The 22919-nt window shown below is 34.0% G+C and carries 22 protein-coding genes and 4 pseudogenes; 7 read left to right on the top strand and 19 right to left on the bottom strand.

What is annotated here, in order from left to right; genetic code table 11:
• Positions 1 to 73: 73 nt before the first annotated feature.
• Positions 74 to 988: an EamA family transporter gene (locus ACZZ95_RS16390; protein ID WP_463469829.1), complete on the bottom strand. Its 915-nt coding sequence runs from the start codon at positions 986 to 988 to the stop codon at positions 74 to 76.
• A gap of 193 nt (positions 989 to 1181) precedes the next feature.
• Between ACZZ95_RS16390 and ACZZ95_RS16385 the strand changes: the two genes are divergently transcribed.
• Positions 1182 to 1985, top strand: a complete 804-nt coding sequence (locus ACZZ95_RS16385; protein WP_463469828.1) for an aminotransferase-like domain-containing protein — start codon at positions 1182 to 1184, stop codon at positions 1983 to 1985.
• A 20-nt stretch (positions 1986 to 2005) separates the two neighbouring features.
• Complete coding sequence (locus ACZZ95_RS16380) at positions 2006 to 2608, top strand: aminotransferase-like domain-containing protein (protein ID WP_463469827.1); 603 nt, start codon at positions 2006 to 2008, stop codon at positions 2606 to 2608.
• A gap of 253 nt (positions 2609 to 2861) precedes the next feature.
• Here the strand turns inward: ACZZ95_RS16380 and ACZZ95_RS16375 are convergent, their stop codons facing one another.
• The 10 genes and pseudogenes from ACZZ95_RS16375 to aspA form a co-directional block, all read right to left on the bottom strand.
• A complete protein-coding gene (locus tag ACZZ95_RS16375) occupies positions 2862 to 3329 on the bottom strand; it encodes a bestrophin family protein (RefSeq protein ID WP_463469826.1) in 468 nt (155 codons plus the stop codon).
• Positions 3301 to 3786 (bottom strand): bestrophin family protein, encoded by a 486-nt coding sequence (locus ACZZ95_RS16370; protein WP_463469825.1) that lies wholly within the window; start codon positions 3784 to 3786, stop codon positions 3301 to 3303. The genes ACZZ95_RS16375 and ACZZ95_RS16370 overlap by 29 nt, the downstream gene beginning before the upstream one ends.
• A gap of 459 nt (positions 3787 to 4245) precedes the next feature.
• Positions 4246 to 4968 (bottom strand): hypothetical protein, encoded by a 723-nt coding sequence (locus ACZZ95_RS16365; RefSeq protein WP_095951552.1) that lies wholly within the window; start codon positions 4966 to 4968, stop codon positions 4246 to 4248.
• A gap of 83 nt (positions 4969 to 5051) precedes the next feature.
• A complete protein-coding gene (locus ACZZ95_RS16360; RefSeq protein WP_463471697.1) occupies positions 5052 to 5861 on the bottom strand; it encodes a HAMP domain-containing sensor histidine kinase in 810 nt (269 codons plus the stop codon).
• A complete protein-coding gene (locus ACZZ95_RS16355) occupies positions 5795 to 6310 on the bottom strand; it encodes a hypothetical protein (protein WP_463469824.1) in 516 nt (171 codons plus the stop codon). The genes ACZZ95_RS16360 and ACZZ95_RS16355 overlap by 67 nt, the downstream gene beginning before the upstream one ends.
• A gap of 125 nt (positions 6311 to 6435) precedes the next feature.
• Positions 6436 to 7111: pseudogene (locus ACZZ95_RS16350) on the bottom strand (response regulator transcription factor).
• 271 nt (positions 7112 to 7382) lie between these two features.
• A complete protein-coding gene (locus ACZZ95_RS16345; protein ID WP_463469823.1) occupies positions 7383 to 7895 on the bottom strand; it encodes an outer membrane beta-barrel protein in 513 nt (170 codons plus the stop codon).
• 130 nt (positions 7896 to 8025) lie between these two features.
• Positions 8026 to 8790, bottom strand: a complete 765-nt coding sequence (locus ACZZ95_RS16340) for a BamA/TamA family outer membrane protein (protein ID WP_463469822.1) — start codon at positions 8788 to 8790, stop codon at positions 8026 to 8028.
• 81 nt (positions 8791 to 8871) lie between these two features.
• A complete protein-coding gene (locus ACZZ95_RS16335) occupies positions 8872 to 9297 on the bottom strand; it encodes a hypothetical protein (RefSeq protein ID WP_463469821.1) in 426 nt (141 codons plus the stop codon).
• Positions 9298 to 9456: 159 nt separating this feature from the next.
• The gene (gene aspA, locus ACZZ95_RS16330; protein ID WP_463469820.1) at positions 9457 to 10866 is read right to left on the bottom strand and encodes an aspartate ammonia-lyase; all 1410 of its coding nucleotides are present in this window, start codon (positions 10864 to 10866) and stop codon (positions 9457 to 9459) included.
• A gap of 158 nt (positions 10867 to 11024) precedes the next feature.
• Between aspA and ACZZ95_RS16325 the strand changes: the two are divergent.
• Positions 11025 to 11604 (top strand): annotated as a pseudogene (locus ACZZ95_RS16325) (pentapeptide repeat-containing protein).
• 20 nt (positions 11605 to 11624) lie between these two features.
• On the opposite strand, the gene ACZZ95_RS16320 reads toward ACZZ95_RS16325, so the two are convergent.
• From ACZZ95_RS16320 to glyA, 5 genes and pseudogenes are all read right to left on the bottom strand, one after another.
• On the bottom strand, positions 11625 to 11945 hold the full coding sequence (locus ACZZ95_RS16320) for a GNAT family N-acetyltransferase (RefSeq protein WP_463469819.1): 321 nt from the start codon (positions 11943 to 11945) through the stop codon (positions 11625 to 11627).
• Between the two features lie 31 nt (positions 11946 to 11976).
• Complete coding sequence (locus ACZZ95_RS16315; protein WP_463469818.1) at positions 11977 to 12129, bottom strand: hypothetical protein; 153 nt, start codon at positions 12127 to 12129, stop codon at positions 11977 to 11979.
• A 1-nt stretch (position 12130) separates the two neighbouring features.
• A pseudogene (locus ACZZ95_RS16310) lies at positions 12131 to 13172 on the bottom strand (GMP reductase).
• 233 nt (positions 13173 to 13405) lie between these two features.
• Entirely contained in the window at positions 13406 to 13999 is a 594-nt protein-coding gene (locus ACZZ95_RS16305; RefSeq protein WP_463469817.1) for a MiaE family protein, read from the bottom strand.
• A gap of 139 nt (positions 14000 to 14138) precedes the next feature.
• Entirely contained in the window at positions 14139 to 15413 is a 1275-nt protein-coding gene (gene glyA / locus ACZZ95_RS16300) for a serine hydroxymethyltransferase (protein WP_463469816.1), read from the bottom strand.
• 109 nt (positions 15414 to 15522) lie between these two features.
• On the opposite strand from glyA, the gene fahA reads away from it, so the two are divergent.
• Positions 15523 to 16806, top strand: coding sequence for a fumarylacetoacetase (fahA, locus tag ACZZ95_RS16295; RefSeq protein WP_095951563.1), 1284 nt, complete (start codon positions 15523 to 15525; stop codon positions 16804 to 16806).
• A 296-nt stretch (positions 16807 to 17102) separates the two neighbouring features.
• On the opposite strand, the gene ACZZ95_RS16290 is transcribed toward fahA, so the two are convergent.
• On the bottom strand, positions 17103 to 18143 hold the full coding sequence (locus tag ACZZ95_RS16290; protein ID WP_463469815.1) for an agmatine deiminase family protein: 1041 nt from the start codon (positions 18141 to 18143) through the stop codon (positions 17103 to 17105).
• A 186-nt stretch (positions 18144 to 18329) separates the two neighbouring features.
• Here ACZZ95_RS16290 and ACZZ95_RS16285 point away from each other — a divergent pair, with 186 nt between their 5' ends.
• The 3 genes from ACZZ95_RS16285 to ACZZ95_RS16275 all read left to right on the top strand — a co-directional run bounded on the left by ACZZ95_RS16285 (position 18330) and on the right by ACZZ95_RS16275 (position 21309).
• Positions 18330 to 19379, top strand: a complete 1050-nt coding sequence (locus ACZZ95_RS16285) for a choice-of-anchor I family protein (RefSeq protein WP_463469814.1) — start codon at positions 18330 to 18332, stop codon at positions 19377 to 19379.
• Positions 19357 to 19848, top strand: coding sequence for a choice-of-anchor I domain-containing protein (locus ACZZ95_RS16280; RefSeq protein WP_463469813.1), 492 nt, complete (start codon positions 19357 to 19359; stop codon positions 19846 to 19848). Before ACZZ95_RS16285 ends, ACZZ95_RS16280 begins: the two co-directional genes overlap by 23 nt.
• Positions 19849 to 20049: 201 nt before the next feature.
• Positions 20050 to 21309 (top strand): OmpA family protein, encoded by a 1260-nt coding sequence (locus tag ACZZ95_RS16275; RefSeq protein ID WP_463469812.1) that lies wholly within the window; start codon positions 20050 to 20052, stop codon positions 21307 to 21309.
• A 326-nt stretch (positions 21310 to 21635) separates the two neighbouring features.
• Here ACZZ95_RS16275 and ACZZ95_RS16270 read toward each other — a convergent pair.
• Both ACZZ95_RS16270 and ACZZ95_RS16265 read right to left on the bottom strand, forming a co-directional pair.
• Positions 21636 to 22525, bottom strand: a pseudogene (locus ACZZ95_RS16270) (carbon-nitrogen hydrolase).
• 85 nt (positions 22526 to 22610) lie between these two features.
• Complete coding sequence (locus ACZZ95_RS16265; RefSeq protein WP_463469811.1) at positions 22611 to 22862, bottom strand: hypothetical protein; 252 nt, start codon at positions 22860 to 22862, stop codon at positions 22611 to 22613.
• Positions 22863 to 22919 lie beyond the last annotated feature (57 nt).

Here is a 22919-nt window from a genome sequence, read left to right as displayed (position 1 = left end):
TCCTGTTTAAACATCCTGTTAAGATTCTGGTAATTTTCGATTTTAAACCAATAAAAAATATGAAAACTAATTATTAAGAGCCTTTGGATATTGCGGTCCATTTTTGCTTTATTGCAAAAATATGATGTGAATTAAAAACCAACACTGCAGTAAAAATGATTCCGTATGCTGTAATTTGTAATGGGCTGATACTTTCTTTAAAAACAAAGGTCGCCAATCCGAATGCAATCATCGGATTGATGTTTAATAACATTCCAACTGTTGAAGAATTGATTCCAGAAAGCGCGTACAAATTCAGGAAAAGAGGTACAATTGTAAATAAGACTGCGATTGTTTCAATACAGAAATAAAACTTAAATTCTGTTGGAACCGGTCCTCCATAACTTGGATAAAATGGTACTAAAAATAAGGCGACCAATGTGATATGAAACGTTAAAACAACAAATTTATCAAAACCTTTATTAGCACGCTGGCTCACCAAATACGCGGCATACGTTAACCCAATAATGATGCTGAAAAGCATATCCATTATATCACTATAGGAAAGAATCAAGCATCCCGAAATACTTAATCCGACAGAAAGCCATTGTGTTTTTAGCAGTTTTTCATGCAGTATAAAATAAGCCAGTAAAGTTGTTAGTATTGGACAAACAAGATAAGCCAGAGAAGCCGCTTTTAGGCTGACATGATTTACAACATAAATGAATGTAAACCAGTTCGCCATCAAAAAGGCACTTCCACCAATATTAAGTAAAATCGATTTTCTTTTTTCTGATTTTGACAAGCCTCTAAAGATTTCAATCGTTTCTTTTAGTTGTTTTCTTTTAAATAGGAAAGCAATCAAAAGCATTAAAATCGCGCGACTGAAAACACGAAAGAACAGAATATCCAATGAAGGATAATCGTGAATAGGTCTTAAAACCAAACTAAAAAGTCCCCAAACTATAAAGGCTGAAATTGTCGCTATGTAATACTTTGTTGTTTTCACAAACTTTCTTTTTGAATTGTTTTCTTTTGATGAAGCAAATTTCTAAAAAATAAGACAGCAATACAGATACAGTTTTTGTAAATTGCACCATAACAGTTTTATTTTTTTTATGAAATCGCCATGATTCCAAATAATAAATCAAAATTAAAAATGGCGATACCATATTCGATTAAAAAGCAAATATTAACTTCATATGAAAAACCCAAGCTATTTATATCTTCAATTTGCGGATCGTATCGAAAAACAGATCAAATCAGGTCTTTTGAATGTGGGAGACAAACTTCCTTCCATTCGAGAAGTCTGTGCAGAAACGGGTTACAGCATGAGTACCGTAAGTAAAGCCTATTACGAAGTTGAAAGCCGTTCTTTGATCGAATCAAGACCACAGTCGGGTTATTATGTAAGTAACATTTCGGCAAGGGTTATTGCAGAGCCTTCTTCCAGTTCACCAATTTTAAGCGTCGAAAATATAGAGCGTGAAGATTTAGTTGATCTGGTTTATGGTGATATGCGTAAAAAAGATCTTACGATGCTTTCGCTTGGTTTTCCATCAAATGAATTACTTCCAATTGCAAAACTGAATAAAGGAATGGTTCAGGCAATGCGTCAGCTCCCAAACAGCGGTACGAGTTATGAGGAAATTCAGGGAAATAGTAATTTACGAAAGGAAATTGCACGCTGGTCTTTTACTTGGGGCGGTTCTTTGACGGAAGATGATATTATCACAACTCCAGGCTGTATTTCTGCTATTTCAGATTGTTTATTAACGTTGACAAAACCGGGAGATACAATTATTACAGAAAGTCCTGTTTATTTTGGTATTCTTCAGCTGGCAAGGTCTTTAGGTTTGTATGTCATGGAACTTCCTACTAATATGACAACCGGAATCGAACTAGAGGCGGTAAAAAATACACTTGCTTCTAACAAGGTTAAAGCCTGCGTTTTGATGAGTAATTTTAGTAATCCGTCGGGCGACGATGATGCCCAACGAGCATAAAAAAGGAAATTGTACGTTTAATGGATTTTTATAATGTTCCTTTGATTGAAGATGATATTCACAGTGATTTGTACTTTGGCACCAGCCGTCCATCGAGCTGTAAAACGTATGATGATAGCGGTATTGTACTTTCGTGCAGTTCGGTTTCTAAAACTTTGGCGCCGGGTTATCGCGTGGGATGGGTTGCTCCCGGAAAATTCAAAAAAGAAATTTTAAGAACCAAATTGTATCACACCATCTCTAACCCTACTATTACGCACGAAGTTGTTGGTGATTTTTTGAAAAATGGCCGTTATGAAAATCATCTTCGAAAAATACGTCAGATTTTAAATCGCAACTGTACCAATTATATCAATACTATTTTAGAATCTTTTCCTGCAGGAACAAAGGTCAGCCAGCCTCAAGGCGGTTTTTTTCTGTGGGTCGAATTAGATAAAAAAATAGATACGGTCGCTTTTTATCATTTGGCTTTAAAACACAATATCAGCATTGCACCAGGAAGAATTTTTTCATTTCAAAATCAATTTTCAAATTGTATGCGCTTGAGTTTTGGGCTTCCTTGGTCAAACGAAGTGAGAATGGCAATACAAACGCTAGGAAAACTTGCGAAAAGTCAATTGTAAAAAAATCCAAAGATTAACATCATCTAATTAATATAGCCCGCGGTTAAAACCGCGGGAGCACAATCAAATTCTTCTATGCGTCCCCGCGGTTAAAACCGCGGGCAATGTTTAAGATGTTTGCGTTGGTAATATATTTTTTAATTTCTCCTTTCACTCGAAATAACAGAACTTTGAGTTTTTTATAAATAAAAAACTGGACAGCGCAACTACACACTGTCCAGCCAACAATTAAAAGAAGACCAAAATTAAATTTTTATAAGACGAAATAAGCGCCTTTTTCCACTTTCTTAGGTTCGTCGTTCAATTCAAATTCGTTTAGAATATCAAATTCGCTTTGGTATTCATTCAGCATTTGTTTGATATTTTTTTCTATCGTATTTGCAATAGTCGTAACTGGCGTATCTGTTGGTCTGTTTTCAAATGGATCCTGCAAGTGAATCGCCATTCTTTCGATCAAAAAGAAAGCTCCTCCAATTGCTGTAATCAACGGAATTGCAAACCAGCTCAAAACACTTGTTAATCCGAAAGGAAGTAACAAAATAAACAAACACAATGTTAATCGGATGTACATACTGTATGTTGTTGGAAAAATGGTGTTTTTAATTCTTTCACATTTTCCCATTTCATCACAAAGTCTAGACAACGTATTGTCTATTTCTACCTGCTGGTAAGTATTGATTTTCTTATCATTTTTAGCGTTTCGTAAATCTCTGGCATGCAAGCATTAAAATCGCATTTGGAACGTTTTGATGATTTTTGATGTATTTTATTTCTTCTTCACTCATCAATCCTTCAAGTGGTTTTACAGCATCTTTGTTTCGAAGCGACTGCCCCAAACTATAACACCAGGCAATCTGTCTTTTGGCAAAGTTTTCTTTGAATTCGCTTGCTTCTACAGAAAAATCAGGATCTTTATAAAACGTCAAAACCTGACGGATTAATGTTCTGGAATCGTTTACAACGGCTCCCCAAACGATTCTAGCTTCCCACCATCTGTCGTAAGCCTGATTGGACTTAAACGCTAGTAATAAGGAAATAATGGTTCCAATCATGGTTGGAATCGCAATTGGAATATCTACGGGAAGATTTATAAAATAATGATGAAAAATTTCAAATAGTACGGTATATGCCAATACCAGAACAATTTCTACTTTAATTTTCCCGAGAACGTACTTCATTGGTATTCTTTTCTTTAATAACATATTTTCGGTTTTAAATTAAATATTAGTGCTTTTTTTAGTTCTTTTTTAGTGCTTAGTGATTAGTTCTTAGTTCTTAGTGATTAGTAATTAGTACTTAGTGATTAGTAATTAGTCCTTAGTCCTTAGTCCTTAGTAATTAGTTCCTAGTCTTTAGTGGATAGTTCCTAGTCCTTGGATTTTTTAGTGATTAGTACCTAGTCCTTGGTAATTAGTAATTAGTAATTTGTGATTGGTAAATTTGTTAGTGATTATACTTTCGTAATTTTCTTTATTTCATTAATAGTTCACACTATTTTTTATCTGTTCTAGATTTTAAATTCAGGAATTATAAATATTCCCTCAAGACTAACAACTAAAAACTAATAACTAGGTACTAACCACTAATCACTAATCACTAAGAACTAAGAACTAATCACTAATCACTAATCCAAAAAACTAAACAACCTCTTCGTACAATGAAAGAACTGGAAGTCCCAATTTCTCATTGACATTTTCTTTTTTGACTTTTTTAAATTTGATTTTTTCGCCTTTTCGGGTTTCTACCAGCATATCGATATTATGCTTCGAAATTGCTTCTGATAAAAATGGCGCTACATTTTCGTAATTATCTTCAAAATTGGCCGTCTGACTAACAATTTCGAATGAGAAATTTTCACTTAAATACTGCTGTACATCTTTAACGTGAATACTTTTACTGGAGTTTTCTACGTAAAGTGCTTTACTGAAAACTTCTTTGTTGATTTCTGTACTTAAATGAAGAATCGGACATTTTTGATTTCCTGCCAATTGAACTAAATATTGGTGTATCCTCTTTGTTTCTTGTTTATAAGAATAGGTTAGAATGACCAATTTTACAGAGAAAGCTTCAATAAGTCGCTTAAAAATTGGTGCCGAAAGTCCGTATTGATTGTGAACTTTCAATTTTACATTTGGCGTATGATCGATAATATAACGGCAGGTTTCCAGAACCTCTTCCTGACTTTTAGTTAGTCCGGATCTCATTTCTCTTAAAAAACTTGAAGATGAAAAGGTATCTGGTGCTTCTGAAACTAATACTAAAATAATTTCTGATTCAGTATCTTTTGACTGATTCACCGCAGATTTAACAGCCGAGATTGTATCATCTTTTAAAGTCGTAGGTATAAGAAAGTTTTTCATAAGTATAATCGTTTAGTTTATACATACAAAATAACTATCCGTTAATTAGACCTTTCTTAATCTAAAATTAGAATTTTCTAAGATTAAACATTAGATTTTTTAATCTTCAGTTTTTTAAAGATAATCGTAACAATTGTGCCTTTATCTTGCTCTGACTGGACTTGTAGTTCTCCATCGTGCATTCTGATGATTTTGGAAGCCAGAGGCAGTCCTAAACCATAGCCTATATATTTAGCCGCAATTTTACCTCTAAAGAAAGGTTCGTATAAATGTGGAATATCTTCTGGCGGAATTCCGATTCCGATATCATTTATCGTGATTTTAATCATTTCTTCATTTGCCGAAAGGTTAACGAAGACTTCATTATTATCAGAGTATTTTACACCGTTGGTAATAATATTATTGATTGCCAATTCCAGCAACGGTCTGTTACAAGGAAGCAATAGAAAATTAGAATCTTTTGGTGCAAAATTAAGGATGATGCTCACTCGGTTGCCCGGAAATATTTTATCCAGATCCGATTTTACATCCATTAATAATTCGTCAATTCGAGCAATATCAGAAACTTGTTTTTGACCATCGTAACCAGTCTGAGTTAGTTTCAGCAGACTTTCGGTTAAGTTTCCTAATCTTGATGCCTGACTGTAGATATTTTCTAAAGATTCTACATATTCCTCCACTTGACGCTCTTTCAACAGCATAATTTCTGCCTCAGCAATAATAGTGGTTATTGGCGTTTTTAGTTCATGAGAAGCATTATTAATAAAATTTGCCTGAATTTCAAAAGACGTTTCCAGTCTGTCCAGCATATTATTAAAAGTATTAGTCAAATCGGAGATTTCATCAGAATTTTTAACTTCTGGAAGACGATTATGAAGATTAGAAGCACTAATTCTTTTACTTCTTTTGTAATTCTTGCCACAGGATTAATTACTCGTTTTGCTAAAAATCGTCCTAAAAGGAAAGCCAGAATTACAAAACCGATCCCTCCAAAAAGCATGATTTTGACAATATAAACTGTTGTGTCTTTTCCTTTACGATCTCTCGCGCCAACAATTACAATATATTTTTGGCCGCTTTCTTCAAAAATCTGACCTAAATAATATTTATTATCTTTCTCATAAGAATCTTTTCCTGTGCTTAAAATATTAGTGTAAAAGGCATTGGGAAGGTTAAGATTGGTATTATAATCAAAACTATTATGACTGTTTATTTTTAATACGTATTCTTCTTCTTCAATTAATTCCTCTAAACCATTTTTCTGAAGATTTTTATAATATTTAATCTTCTCTGGATCTTTTTGAAAATGAATTGAAGCTACAATTTTTGACCTGTCATCCAAACGCTTTAAAAAGTGATAACGATTGTTTTCTCTAAATAAGAAAAATACAATAATACACAGCGACTGATGTACTAAAGGTAGAAAGGGCAACGTAGTTAAAAGTAATTTTTTTTCTAATGTCCATTTTATGGTTTTATAACATAGCCCAATCCTTTCATGGTATGAATAAGTTTGCTATCAAAAGGCTTATCGATTTTTCTTCTTAAATAAGTAATATATACGTCGACAACATTGGTATTCATATCAAAATTAATATCCCAGACATTATCTAAAATCTGATCTCTTGAAACAATCCGACCTGTATTTTTTGCCAGATAATACAACAGTTTAAATTCTTTTGCTGTTAAAACAATGTTTTCGTCGCCTCTTTTTTACGGATTTTGCACGTCCGTTTATTTCAAGATCACCAATTGTAATGGTATCAATTTTTTCTGTTTCCTGATGCGATCTTCTGTAAAGTGCATTAACTCTGGCATCTAATTCCCCAAATTTAAAAGGCTTTACCAAATAATCATCGGCACCGGCATTAAGACCCGTTACTATATTTTCTGAAGTTCCTAAAGCTGTAAGAAGTAAAATTGGCACAAAATTCTTGCTCGCACGCAGTCTTCTGCAAATTTCAATTCCGTTGATATCCGGAAGCATTACATCTAAAATTACAACGTCAAAGGTATAATTATGAATCATCTCCAGAGCGGTTTTACCGTCAAGAGCCACACTTACTTCATTATTATTTTCGGCAAATCCTTTACGCAGAATAGATAATAGATTTGGTTCGTCTTCGACTATTAGTAATTTCATGTTGAGAAGGTTGTATATACAACAAAAATAAGAATTGAGTTCAAAAATAGTACTTATTACGGATAGAAATTATGATTTAATTATGAACAATTACGCCAATACATAAAAAAAGCAGACCAAACAGCCTGCTTATTGTTATATATTTTAGATTAAAACTTGTAATTTTTAATTTTTGAAATTAAAACTCACGACTGCTCCAAGGCCAAATTGAAAAGTCGAAATATAATCTTCAACTGCAACTGGCCCAACCCAATAAGACCAATAATAACTTTCACCAACTGCTCGCAGACATCGATTGCAAATACGCATTAATATTTACAGAGACCGATGAAGCAGTTTTAATTTTTACCCCGCCCTTTACATCCCAGGCAAAGTATGTGCCACTTCCGCCCTGAGGCGATTCCACAATTCCAACACCTGCACCTGCACCCAAATAAGGAAGCAGATTTGATCCTGTATCAAAATAATACGTATAACCTGCTAGAATAAAATTAAATGCTCCCTTATCATTCGTGTTTAATTGATTTCCAGCAGGACCATAAAATGGTATTTTAACATCTGATCTTAAATACTTTAATTCAATAGAGTTGTTTGGTATAAAGAAATACTCCAGTCCTGCTCCATATTGAAAACCGTCTTCAATTGTGGCAGAATAACCATCGTAATCCAGCTTGTCTGAAAAATTATAACCGCCATACAAATTAAGCGAAAAAGACCTTGCATCCTGAGCCTGCATTCCTATCACCGACAGAAACGCAACTAATAATAAACTGTACTGTTTCATAATTTTGATTTTGATTTGTTAAATGGATAAATCAAATTTAGCTTTTTTCTTTCAAAATATATAAATTTTTTGAAAGAAAAAAGCCAATTAATAAAACTTAAATAATTGACCGTTAAAATATTATAGCAATTCAGAAGGTTTCTCCGGCATTTAAGTAAAAGGCTTTTGAATTATTTCCCCACGCATAATCTAAAATCAAATTTGTCTTGGTCGCCTTATCAATTAAAAGTCTTAAACCAACACCGGCCGCAGGCTGAATAGATTTAAAAAGCGAAAGATTAGTATCTGAATTACTCGCAGTAACAAAATTGGTAAAAACAGTACCGCTCAATAATTGATTGCAAGTAATAGGAAACCTGAATTCTGTAGATAAATAAACTAGTCCATTTCCTCTAAATAATCCCTGAGTATAACCTTCGCCGCTCCTGCTCCTTTGATCCCAGCCAATTGCCGGTAAATTTAAATACGGAACTTTTCCTCGGGTCACAAATTGTCCATACGTCCAAATGGCTAAAATATAATGCGGATTTTTATGCGAAACTGGAATAAAATGTTTGTATTCTGCAAACAAAACGCCGCTATAATCCTGATTTTTAAACAATACAGGATTAAAGCGATAATTGATGTTAGCAAACCAGCCTCTCGAAGCATTTACCTGATTATCTCGTGAATCATGAACCAGATTTAGACTTACTCCGTTGAGAAAATATTCTAAATTATCAAAGCCGTATTTTTGGCTGTAGTTATAATGATAAGTCAAATTTCCATTTGCAACATCTAATTCCTTGTCATTAATATTCGAATACCAATCGATGTTTATACCGCCTCCGACATAGTAATTCTCCCTAACTTCAAAAGAAACGGTTTGATGAAATTTTAAATAATTGTAATCCATATCTTGAGCGATAGAATCGATACTGAAGTTTTCTTTTTTACTGCGATGCGGTATAATATCGGTTCCTAAACCATAATTGGGTCACGAGAATAGATACAAACGATAATCGCCGCTTAAAAAGATTTTATTATTCTTAAGCAGAATATTATTTTTAATATTCACCAGCCATTGGTTCTTGACAGTATAAGTAATTCCAACATTCGCAATCGAATATTTATCTTTTTCCTCTTTTCCTTTGAAAGTATACTGCGCAACTGCACCAAAAAAAAATCCCGTCGCTGGCTGAGAACCAATTGCTGGAATTACCAAAAAGAAATTGTTTTTTGTGGGTTTAACAACCAAAGCGTCGTCATGCTTTTTAAAAATATCGAAAATGGTTTTGGGAGGACAAATTTCTAGATTTGAAATTTCTTCTTGAGAAAACAGGCTATATGAAATGAAAAACAATAACCCGAAGATTTTATACTTTTTGTATAGAAAGGCATTATTTTTAAAAAATTTCACCATTTAAAAAAGTTTATTTTTAGCAATAATCATCAACCTAACGTAAATATACTTCTAATTTTCAAAACCTTACAACTTAAATTTAATTAAAACCAGATTTTTTAGAAAGAAAAAAGCCGCTAACGAAATTAACGGCTTATAAATATGATTTTAAAAAATATCTTATTTTGTAATAAACTTTGAATGTATTAAATTTTCTAACGAATAAATTTCATCCCATTTTTCCTGAGTAATCAGCTTTCGTTCTAAAACAGCAATTTGATGTACACTTTTGTTTGTTTTTAAAGCTTCGCCGGCAATACTGGCACTTTCTTCATAGCCAATGATGGGGTTCAACTGTGTAACGATTCCAATGCTGTTCATTACCATATTATAGCAATGGTCCACGTTTGCTGTGATTCCGTTAATACATTTATCGATTAAAGTTTGAATAGCATTTGAAAGATAATCTAACGAAGTAAACATAGCAAAAGCAATTACTGGTTCCATTACATTGAGCTGTAATTGTCCTGCTTCTGCCGCCATAGTTACCGTTAAATCCTGACCAATAACATAAAAACATGTCTGGTTTACCACTTCTGGAATAACCGGATTTACTTTACCTGGCATAATAGACGAACCTGGTTGACGAGCAGGCAGATTAATTTCATTTAAACCCGTTCTCGGCCCTGAACTTAACAATCTTAAATCGTTGCAGATTTTAGAAATTTTAACTGCAGAACGTTTTAATGTTCCCATAATCTGAACGTAAGCGCCTGTATCAACCGTTGCTTCAATTAAATCTGGCGAAAGCGTCAAAGGAATTCCAACTTCTTCTGCTAAATATTTTACACAAATTTCAGGATAACCTTCTGGTGCATTTACCTTTGTTCCAATAGCTGTTGCGCCCATATTGATCTCTAATAATAATTCTTGGGCATTTTTCAAACGCTGGATATCTTCACCAATTGTGGTTGCATACGCTTTAAATTCTTGCCCTAAAGTCATAGGAACAGCATCTTGCAATTGCGTTCTTCCCATTTTTAAGACTTCTTTAAATTCTTCGCCTTTTTTAGCGAAAGCAACTTCTAATCCTGCTAAAGTTTTAATGAAATTTTCCATTTTCAAATACAACGCAATTCTAAATGCAGACGGATAAGCATCATTTGTTGACTGCGAACAATTGACATGATTGTTGGGATGCAGAAAATTATATTCTCCTTTTTTATGACCTAAATATTCCAGACCAATATTTGCAATTACTTCATTGGCATTCATGTTTACTGAAGTTCCTGCCCCGCCCTGAATTAAATCGCTTACAAATTCTTTATCAAATTTACCCGAAATAACCTGATCGCTTCCGTAACAAATGGCTTCTGCAATTTTAGCATCTATTGCATTACAATCTTTATTAGCCAATGCGGTGACCTTTTTTACATATCCTAAAGCTTTGATAAACAAAGGTTCTTTTGAAATTGGAATTCCGGTGATATTAAAATTTTCTACCGCTCTAAAAGTCTGGATTCCGTAGTATAAATGATTAGGGATTTCTAGTTCTCCTAAAAAATCATGTTCCTTTCTTGTTGGTTCCATATAATAAAATTGATACGTTTTAACTTAAAAAATAAGCGTAAAGCTACATCAAATTATGGATAAAAAATGCGGATGAAATCAAAATCATTTCCGATTTAGAAAGAATATTTTGTTCTAAATTATTACCTTTTCACCCTCAAATAATTATCAAAGCAGAGTTGAAAAAAGAAAGCGAATATTTTCTTGATAAAGAATACAATACGATTACTTACGCCAAAGAAGATCTTAATTTTAAGGATTTTGAATGCTTGCGTTTTTAATGATTGTAACTTTTCTGCCTGCACTTTTTTAGCCGTTACTTTTATCGATTGTGTTTTTAATGACTGCATTTTTAATGAGTCTAAAATCAATTATGTAGCTTTTAGAACCGTTACTTTCAATCGTCGCGAAATTAAAGAAGTAAATTTCGCTATGTGCGATAAACTGATTTTTGAAGTTCGTTTTAATGACTGTATTTTGGATTTTTCAAAGTTTTATACTTTAAAATTAAAAGGAACCCCTTTTACCAATTGCAGTTTAATTGCCGTCGATTTTATGGTCGCAGATCTTACAGGAGTTGTATTTGATAATTGCGATTTGTATCGTTCCGAGTTTAATAAAGCCATCGCCAATAAAGCCGATTTTAAAACGAGTTATAATTATACTATTGATCCATCGAAGACTAAACTTAAAAAAGCTATTTTTTCTTTGAAAGAGGTAAAAGGTTTATTGTTTAAGCATGATGTGGTTGTGAGTTAGCACAACAGTTTGTCGAAAAACTACTTCAGGATTTCTTTACCCATCACATAATCTTCCATTAAATAACCATTTCCAATTTCTATATCGACTGTTTCTTTAATTTCGAAACCTAGTTTTTTATAAAAATTTAAAGCGGTATTAAAACGGTTTACGTTTAATAAAAGTTCTTTTGATTTTTTTTCTGAAGCCAATTTCTCAATCGAATCAAAAACAATTTTTCCGTAACCTTTTCCCTGCGTTTCGGGCAGAAGGTATATTTTATGGATTTTTGTAATGGCTTCGTTTTTATAATTGTGCTCAATTCCAATAAAACCAATTGTTGATTCTGAATCTGAAACCATGTAAAATAGTTGCTCATTATTCAAAATTTGCTTAGATAGCGCTTCTGTAGAATAAATTAGATCTAACATATAATCTAATTGTGCTTGCAGTTAAAATTTCGCCATACGTAATGGGCCAAGTTATGTTTGCAATCTCTTGAATCTTAGCAATATCTTCAATTGATGCTTCAGTAATTTTAATCATATTATTTTGTAAAAACTTGATTTTCCTGTTCGCTTACGCGGATGAAAGTCGTGCGTTTTGTTAATTCTTTTAATCTTGATGCTCCTACGTAAGTGCAAGTGCTTCTTATTCCTCCTAAAATATCTAAAACAGTGTGAATTACATCTCCTTTAAAAGGCACTTGAACTGTTTTTCCTTCGCTTGCTCTATATTCAGCAACTCCGCCAGAATGTTTATCCATTGCCGTTTTGGAGCTCATCCCATAAAACTGTTTGAATTTTTCTCCCTTTACTTCGATGAGTTCTCCTCCGCTTTCGGTATGTCCAGCGAGCATGCCGCCTAACATTACAAAATCGGCTCCAGCGCCAAAAGCTTTGGCTACATCACCCGGAGTTGTGCGGCCTCCGTCACTTATAATATGTCCGCCTAAACCATGCGCGGCATCGGCACATTCAATAATAGCAGACAGTTGCGGATAACCTACTCCTGTTTTTATACGGGTTGTACACACAGAACCGGGTCCAATTCCCACTTTTACTATATCGGCTCCCGCTAATAATAGTTCTTCAGTCATTTCTCCCGTAACTACATTGCCAGCAATAATTATTTTATCTGGATATTGTTTTCGTGTCTTTTTTAAAAATTGCACAAAATGTTCTGAATAGCCGTTTGCTACATCAATGCAGATGAATTTCAGCGACGGATTTACTGTAATTATTTTTCCGATTTTTTTCAAAATCTTCTTTTCCTGTTCCTGTGCTTACAGCAATATAATTGTAAAAATCTGGAGTTACTTTTTGCAGAAAATTATTCCATTCTTCTAATGAATAATGTTTATGAATTGCTGTAAAAAGCTTTTCTCCTGCCAAAACCTGAGCCATTTCAAAAGTACCAACGGTATCCATATTAGCGCCCATGATCGGAATTCCTGTCCAAGATGTTGTGCTGTGCAAAAATTTAAAGTTTTGTTCTAATGAAACTTCCGACCTGCTTTTGAGCGTTGATCTTTTGGGTCTAAACATTACGTCTTTAAATCCTAATTTTAGGTCGGTTTCTATTCTCATGGTTCAAGATTTTGGTTACTCTCAAATATAAGAATTTTAGAATTTAGATTGAAGATTATAAAAACTTAAAAAATGAACACCGATTAAACTGATTCGCTTTCGCGAAAACGCCGATTTAAACGGATTTTTATTTCTTTAATTTTCGTGAATTTCTCCCGAACCCTCGCTATCACTCAGCCTGACAACTGTAAAACTGAGACTGAAACTGAACACTAAAAACTAAATACTAAAAACTACCCGTGAATCGTTTCTCCTTTTCCGTAGTTGGTAATAATAGATTCCTCAAATGCAAGCCATTCTCTCCAGCGTTTTTCAACATCGATTCCTGTACCGTATTTGCGTGCGTATGTAATGAATGTGGTATAATGTCCCGCTTCACTTTCCATTAATTCTCTATAGAAAACAGCTAATTCTTCGTCTTGAATGTTTTCAGAAAGGACTTTAAAACGTTCACAGCTTCTAGCTTCGATCATTGCTGAGAATAATAATCTTTCAACCAAACCAGAAACACGGCTTCCGTCACCGCTTCTTCTCATATATTGGTATAATTCGTTTACATAGTCATCTTTACGCTCACGTCCTAATTTTAGTCCTCTCTTGATGATGATGTTATGCACCTGCTCAAAATGATCGATTTCTTCTTTGGCTAAAGCCAATAAATCTTTTACCAAATCTTGATGTTCAGAGTTATTGGTAATAATTGTAATCGCGTTGGTAGTCGCTTTTTGCTCGCACCAAGCGTGATCCGTCAAAATTTCTTCTATGTTTTTCTCAACAATATTTACCCATCTTGGGTCGGTTGGCAGTTGTAATCTTAGTACGCCCATAATTTTTTGTTTATTTTGTCTTATTTTGTTTCAGGTTTCAAGTTTTCTATCCTAAACGAAAAAAGTTTAAAGTTTCATAATGTGCTTATTTTCACATTACAAAACTTTAAACTTGAAACTTTAAACTTTAAACTTTTTCTTAATATGCAAAAATTGGTCTTTCGCTCATTAATTCGTTTACTTCTTCAGCAACTTCCTCGATAAGATCTTCATTTGTATGATCTGTAAGAACTTTATCGATTAAAGCTACGATAGTTTCCATATCTTTTTCAACTAAACCACGAGTTGTGATTGCGACTGTTCCAACACGAATTCCAGATGTTACAAATGGTGATTTGTCATCAAAAGGAACCATATTTTTATTTACTGTAATTTCAGCTTTTACTAATGCGTTTTCAGCTTCTTTACCAGAAATATTTTTATTTCGTAAGTCAATAAGCATCATGTGGTTATCAGTTCCGCCAGAGATAATGTTATAACCTCTTTTTACGAAAGCATCAGCCATTGCGTTCGCATTTTTTTGTAATTGCATTGCATAAGTAAAGAACTCATCTTTAAGCGCTTCACCAAAAGCAACCGCTTTAGCGGCGATAATGTGCATTAAAGGTCCACCTTGATTTCCTGGGAAAACAGCTAAATCTAACAAAGAAGACATCATTCTGATTTCTCCTTTTGGAGTTTTTAAACCTTGTGGGTTTTCAAAATCTTTCCCCATTAAAATCAAACCTCCACGTGGTCCTCTCAATGTTTTGTGAGTTGTTGTAGAAACAATATGACAATGAGGAATTGGATCATTTAATAATCCTTTTGCAATAAGACCTGCAGGGTGAGAAATATCAGCAAATAAGATTGCTCCTACGCTGTCAGCAATTTGTCTGAAACGAGCAAAATCCATATCACGAGAGTAAGCCGAAGCTCCAGCGATAATTAATTTTGGCTGTTCTTTAGTTGCTATTTCTTGAATTTTATCATAATCTAAACGACCAGTCTCTGCATCTACTCCGTAAAAAACAGGACGGTATAAACGACCAGAGAAGTTTACAGGAGAACCGTGAGTTAAGTGACCACCGTGAGATAAATCGAAACCTAAAATAGTATCACCAGGATTTAAACACGCATGGTAAACAGCAGTGTTTGCCTGAGAACCTGAGTGAGGCTGTACGTTTGCGTATTCAGCACCAAATAATTCTTTAGCTCTGTCAATAGCAATCTGCTCGATAACGTCAACGACTTCGCAACCGCCGTAGTATCTTTTGCCAGGATAACCCTCAGCATATTTGTTAGTTAAAACAGAACCAGTTGCTTCCATTACTTCATCACTTACAAAATTCTCTGAAGCGATAAGCTCTAGTCCGTGAATTTGTCTTTCTTTTTCCTCTTGGATAAGATCAAAAATTTGTTCGTCGCGTTGCATTTCTATGTTTTTCGTTAATTTCACGCAAAAATACAAAAAAACGTTTGTCAAACTGCTAGATTATGATATATTTGACATACAATTTTTCAACAAATAATTAACATTAAACATGCCTATAACCGCCAACGATACCAGTAGAAAATCATGGTTAGAAGTGCCAGAGACTAGCGACTTCCCTATTCAGAATATCCCTTTCGGTGTGTTTCTTACCAAAGAAAATGTCGTTACTGTAGGTACAAGAATTGGCGATTACGCTATAGATTTAGGGGCTTTACAACAATTAAACTATTTTGAAGGAATAGATTTAACAGATGATATGTTTATGCAGGATACGCTGAATGATTTTATTTCTGACGGAAAAAAAACATGGCGTTTGGTTCGAAATCGTATCGCTGAGATCTTTGACGAAAACAATCCACAGCTAAGAGATTCAACAAAAGACCGAGATATTGTTATATTTAATATCGACGATATAGAGATGCAATTACCTGTTTTAATTGGTGATTACACAGATTTTTATTCTAGTAAAGAACACGCTACCAACGTAGGGAAAATGTTCCGAGACCCAGAAAATGCACTTCTTCCAAACTGGTTACATATTCCAGTTGGTTACCACGGAAGAAGTTCTACGATTGTTCCGTCTGGAATTCCGGTTCACAGACCAATGGGACAAACTTTGCCGGCAGGGGAAAAATATCCTGTTTTTGGTCCGTCTCGTTTAGTAGATTTTGAATTGGAAACGGCTTTTATTACAACCGATGTGAATATTATGGGAGAAAATATCCCTACATATGAAGCTGAAGATTATATTTTCGGAATGGTTTTATTAAATGACTGGAGCGCGCGCGATATCCAAAAATGGGAATATGTGCCTCTAGGACCATTTTTAGCGAAAAACTTTGCAACTTCAATTTCACCTTGGATTGTAACTATGGATGCTTTGGAGCCTTTTAGAACTAAAGGTCCAAAACAAGATCCGTCGCCGCTTCCTTATTTACAGACAAAAGGAAAGAAAGCTTTCGATATTCATTTAGAGGTTTCTTTAAAACCTGAAGATGCAGAAGAAACTGTAATTTCTAAATCTAATTTTAAATATTTATACTGGTCAATGAGTCAGCAATTGGCGCATCATACTTCAAACGGATGCCGCGTAAATTCTGGTGATATGATGGGTTCAGGAACTATTTCTGGTCCAACTCCTGACAGTTTTGGTTCTATGTTAGAATTAACGTGGGGCGGGAAAAATCCGCTGAAATTAAATGACGGAAGTGAACGTAAGTTTATTGAAGATAATGACACGGTAATTATTAGAGGTTTCTGCGAAAATGCCGAAGTAAGAATTGGTTTTGGAGAAGTTGCAAGTCAGCTTTTACCTCCATTTATTAGACCATGAAGAGAAAACTCATTGATTGTTAATGGTTAATTTTTGATGGTTGATGGTTGATGGTATCTATCTATAATATTAAAAAAGCTTGTTAGTTTACTCTAACAAGCTTTTTTATTTGAATATCGCGATAATTTATTCATGTTTCATTTGATATTAAACATACAGAAACCCGACAGGTTTTAAAAACCTGTCGGGTTTAGATTATTCAAATTTTGAGTACAAACTTTGCGTGGGCTTCGACTTCGCTCAGCCTGACAAAAACTAATCAACTTTGCGTCTGAGTGCCTTTGAGAAAATTGTTCCTATAAAGGAATCTGCTGGCTCAAACAATGCAAAGTTCCAAATCCCCAGATGAAATCAATACAACTGATTCCGATTACTTCTCTGTCTGGAAAACATTCTGCCAATATATTTAGAGCTACTCTATCGTTGCTGTCATTGAATGTTGGAACTAAAACGCAATTATTCAGAATTAAGAAATTAGCATAACTTGCTGGTAATCTTAAATCTTCGAAATCAACACGTTTTGGCATTGGAAGCGCTACAATTATAGGCGATTTTCCATCTTCTAATTTAGCATTTTGCAAACGTTTTAAATTATCCTGCAAAGGTTTGTAGTTAGAATCGTTTTTATCCGTTTCTACAATTGTAACGATTGTATCTTCATTTACAAATCGGCATAAATCGTCGATGTGTCCGTGTGTATCATCGCCCTCAATTCCATCTCCAAGCCAGATTACATTTGTCACACCAAGATATTCTTTAAAAACAGCTTCGTAATCCTCTTTTGTAAAGCCTGGATTTCTAACCTGAATTGTTGGATGCATTAAACATTCTTCAGAGGTCAATAAAGTTCCTCTTCCGTTAACATCAATTGCACCGCCTTCAACGATTACAGGTTTTCCTTTATAGGTAACCTGAGTTAATGGCACGTCAATAAAATCAGCAACTTTACCCGGAACAAATTTATCTAATTGATAGTTTTTATATTTTGCCCAACCGTTAAAATTAAAATTCAAAGCTTCTCTTTTTGAACCATTTTTTACGATAATAGGTCCAGAATCACGCATCCAGCTTCTGTTGGTTTTATGAATGATAAAAGAAACGTTTTTAAGATTTACGCGGGCTCTTTCAAGCATTTCGGCTACTTTTTCTTTTAGTTTTTCATCGGCTACGACCAAAAAAACTGTTTCAAAAGTGGCTACTTTTTTTATAAATTCTACAAAAGCCCATTGAACAGCTTCGTATTTTCCCGGCCAGTCATTGCCATTATGCGGAAAACAAAGTACAATTCCTTGTTGTTTTTCCCACTCTGCTGGAAATCTTCTATTATTTGTTGACATAAAGAGGTTCTAATTTTGAAAGTGTACAAAGATAAGCATTCGTTAGGATTATAAAACTATTGAATAAAAATCATATTTAATTTCACAAAAAATATCCTGCAAAAATTAAGTTAAAGATTAAATAATACATCCTTAATATTTGACAAAGGAGCTGTAATTACTTTTGCCGAAACTAAAAACTAACACATGAAAAAATTATCTATTTCCTTATTAGTCGCTCTTTTTATTATGGCAAGCTGTAATAATGACGAAAACACAAACACGGAACCTGAAGTTGTTGTAAACGAGAATCCAGCGACTTTTAAAGAAATTGGTTCTATTACTATTGGTGGAGAAGTCATTGCTGAAATCTCTGCATACTGCGAAAAAACAAAAAGATTATTCACTGTAAATAACAGCGGTGTAAACCAAATTGATGTTATTGATATTACTGATCCAACAAAACCAACAAAAATTGGAAAAATTGATTTAGGCGCTTATGAAGGCGGCGCCAATAGTGTTTCTGTTTTTGATGGAAAACTTGCCGTTGCTTTAGAATCTACTGCAAATAAGCAGGCTAACGGAAAAGTAGTTGTTTTCAATACTTCAGATTATAGTTTAATTAAACAAGTTACGGTTGGAGCGTTGCCAGATATGATTACATTTTCTCCTGACGGAAAATATATTATGACTGCTAATGAAGGGGAACCAAATACAGATTACTCGCAAGATCCAAACGGAACTATTTCTATTATCGAAACAAGTACTTATAGCGTAACTACTCTTGATTTCGCTTCTTTCAGCGGTCAGGCAGTTGCATTAGCAAAAGAGGGATTTAGAATTTCAAAGGTCGCTAAAAGCTTTGCTCAAGACATCGAACCAGAATACATTACTATTTCTGATGATTCTAAAACGGCTTGGGTTACGTCGCAAGAAAATAATGGGGTTGCAAAAGTTGATTTAACTTCAAAAACCATAACGGCTATTTATCCTTTAGGTTTAAAAGATTTTAATACTGCTGAAAATGCTATTGATGTAAGCGACAGTGATGACAAAATTGCTTTTAACCCATGGAAAGTAAAAGGAATGTATATGCCGGATGCTATCAGCCACTTTTCTGCAAATAATGTTCCTTATTTTGTTACTGCAAATGAAGGTGATGCTAGAGAATATACTGCTAATACAGATATTAAGCGTATGAAAAGCTTAAAACTCGATGCAACAGTTTTTCCTGATGCTTGCTACTTTAAAACTTGACGCTAATTTAGGAAGATTGAATCTTGTTGCTGATATGGGAGACACGGACGGCGATGGTGATTTGGACGAAATGTTTAGTTTTGGCGCTCGTTCTTTTTCTATCTGGAACGGAAATACTGGAAAAATCGTTTATGACAGTAAAAATGATATAGATAAAAAAACGAACGAATTAGGAACTTACGATGACAAACGAAGCGACGATAAAGGTTCTGAACCAGAAGCTGTACTGGCTGTTAAAATGGGAACTCAAAATATTTTGTTCGTTGGACTTGAAAGATCTGATGCTTTTATGACTTATGATGTTACGAATCCAAATTCACCTCAATATTTACAAACTGTAAAAACTGGAGATGCTCCAGAGGGGATTTTATTTATTCCAGCATCTAAAAGTCCAACAAAAAGAAGCTTGTTAGTTGTTAGCGGCGAGGGCGATGGAACTGTAAAGATTTTTCAGCCAGATTTGAAATAATTCACGATTTAACAAATACTTAAAAGAACAAAATGTGAATTTTGTTCTTTTTTTTGGTTTCTATTAAGCTAATATTAACGTATTTACATAATTAAAAGCAAAAAGATGGGAATTATGTAAGACCATATAGAACAGATTCTGAAATTCGACCTTTAATTTTGCTCATGAGTTTAAAATAAAAACAATTTAATTTTTGATATCATGAAAAAGAAATTAGTATCAGTATCCTTATTATTACTATCCTTTGCGGCAGGCGCACAAAATATGGCTCCGACTTCTACCACACCAAGTGTAGATCAAGAATACAACAAATGGTCTATCGAACTTAACGGTGGTGTTAACAAACCTACGAGAACAATGACTCCAGGTTATACTACAGAATCTGCAAACTTCTTTCACGGAGATTTAGGTGTAAGATATATGTTTAATCCAAAATTTGGTTTGAAATTAGATGTTGGATACGATCAATTTAAAGAGAAAAAAGATACTCCTGATTTTGAAAGCCGTTATGTTAGAGCGAGTTTACAAGGAGTTGTAAATGTTGGACGTGCTTTAAATTTTGAAACTTGGACAAACACAATTGGTCTTTTGGCGCATGGTGGTTTTGGAGTTGCACAAATTAGTACTGAAACAGGTTTTGGTGGTCAAGATTACATGGCTCACGGAATCGCTGGTTTAACTGGACAAATCAAATTAAGCAACAGAGTGGCTTTAACTGGAGATCTTACAGGAATTGTTAATGGAAGACAAAACTGGAATTTTGACGGAATGGGTAACACAACAACTGGATCTTTTGACGGTGTTCTATTAAATGCTTCTGTTGGTTTAACTTTCTACCTAGGTAAGAACGAAAAACATGCTGACTGGGTTGGTGAAGAAGATAGAATTGGTGAATTGGAAAAAAGAGTGGACTTAATCGAAACTGGTCTTATAGATTCAGACAAAGATGGTGTTGCTGATTTATACGATTTAGAACCAAATTCAATCGCAGGTGTAGCTGTTAACACAAAAGGACAATCTATTGATACTAATCAAAATGGTGTGCCGGATGAGTTAGAAAGCTATTTAGATAAAACTTACGAAAAGAAAGGAAGTGGAAGTGCTACAAACAATACTGTTGAAGAATTAATTAACGGTGGTTATGTAAATGTTTACTTCGATTTCAACTCATCTAAACCAACAAATGCTTCTTTATCTGGTGTTGATTTCTTAGTGAAATACTTGAAAAACAATCCAGGGAAATCTGCTGACATTATTGGTTATGCTGATGAAATTGGAAACACAAACTACAACACAGAATTATCTAGAAAAAGAGCTGAAGCGGTGAAAAAAGTAGCTGAAAACGCTGGAATCGATGCTTCTAGATTAAACGTGATTGCTAACGGAGAAGATACTTCTGTTAACAAAAACTCTAAAGAGGCACGTCAAATCGTGAGAAGAGTTACTTTCCAAGTGAAATAATTCTAAATATTATATATAGAAAAGGCGGTTTCAAAATTTTGAAACCGCCTTTTTGTTATACAAAGAAATTAGTGTAAGAGTTAAAAAAAGACTAGATTTTTAATACTTATTTAAAGTTCCAGCGGAGCAAAATATTTATAGCAATTCTACAACACAATAAAAAAAAGCTCCAGCGGAGCGGACTGCAATTGATTGTAAAAACATGTCACTCCGTTGGAGATTTATCTTTTAAACATTTATTCTTTGCTATAAATTTACTTCTCCGAAGCTAACAAAAAAAAGGGCAAAATGATATTTTGCCCTTTTTATATTTTAAATAAATTAAATTATTTATCGATTGCTCTTTTTGTAATATCACCAAAAGCATCAATTCTTCTGTCTCTGAAGAACGGCCAGTTTTGACGAACATTTTCTTGTAAATCTAAATCAACTTCTGCAATTAAGATTTCTTCTTTATCATGAGAAGCCTGCGCTAAAATTTCACCTTGAGGTCCAGCAATAAAAGAAGCTCCCCAAAACTGAATTCCTTCTGTTCCTTCAATATATTTTTCAAGACCAATTCGGTTTGCGATACAACGAAAACACCATTTGCAACGGCGTGGCCCTTCATTACGTTCATCCAAGCTCCATATTGGTTTTCTCCGTATTGTTCTTTTTCTTTTGGATGCCATCCAATTGCTGTTGGATAAAATAAAACCTCTGCTCCTTTTAAAGCTGTAATACGCGCTGCTTCTGGATACCATTGATCCCAGCAGATTAAAGTTCCAACTGTTCCTTTTTTAGTTTCGATTGCTTGAAAACCTAAATCACCTGGAGTGAAATAGAATTTTTCATAGAAATGCGGATCGTCTGGAATGTGCATTTTACGGTATAAACCTGCTTCTGTACCATCTGTATCGATAATATAAGCGCTGTTATGGTAAATTCCAGCCATTCTTTTTTCGAAGAAAGGAACAATAATTACTACTCCTAACTCTTTTGCCAATTCGCTGAAAGCAATAAATGAAGTGCTGTAAAGTGGTTCTGCTAATGCAAAATTATCTACATCTTCGCTTTGGCAGAAATAATGACTGCTATATAATTCAGGAAGTAAAATAACTTCTGCTCCTTGACTTGCGACGTCTCTTACCCAGCTGATACATTTTTTTAGATTATTTTCGGCAACGTCATTCAGATTTAACTGAATTACTGATATTTTATATTTTCTTTTCGGCATGACATAAAATTTAGAGTGCAAAAATAATACTTTTTAAAGGAATGGCAAAGTATCTTTAAGATTGAAAAACATTTCATTATACAAACTACCAACCCCTAGATTCGCATTCTAATTCTTCTTGACTAACTATGTTTCCATTAATTATTTCCAATTTTGCATTTTTCAACTCTTCCTTATAATCTACTTTATTAATAGGAATACCCAAAATTGAAAAAGCAACAATTTCTTTCTTATAAAATTCCCTAATTTGTTCACGATTTTCTTCTTGTAACTGTACAACCTTCTTAGAGACAGAAATTGTTTTTGCGTTTGGTTCTGTAATTATTGTTTTTTCCATTAAGGATATATATTGGTTATTAAAAATTAAGAATAAGATAAAGACTACAAATAAAAA

It is taken from the genome of Flavobacterium sp. AC267 (genome assembly GCF_979258715.1).
Note: the sequence above shows the minus strand (reverse complement) of the source record. Positions and strands in the feature narration are given on the sequence as shown.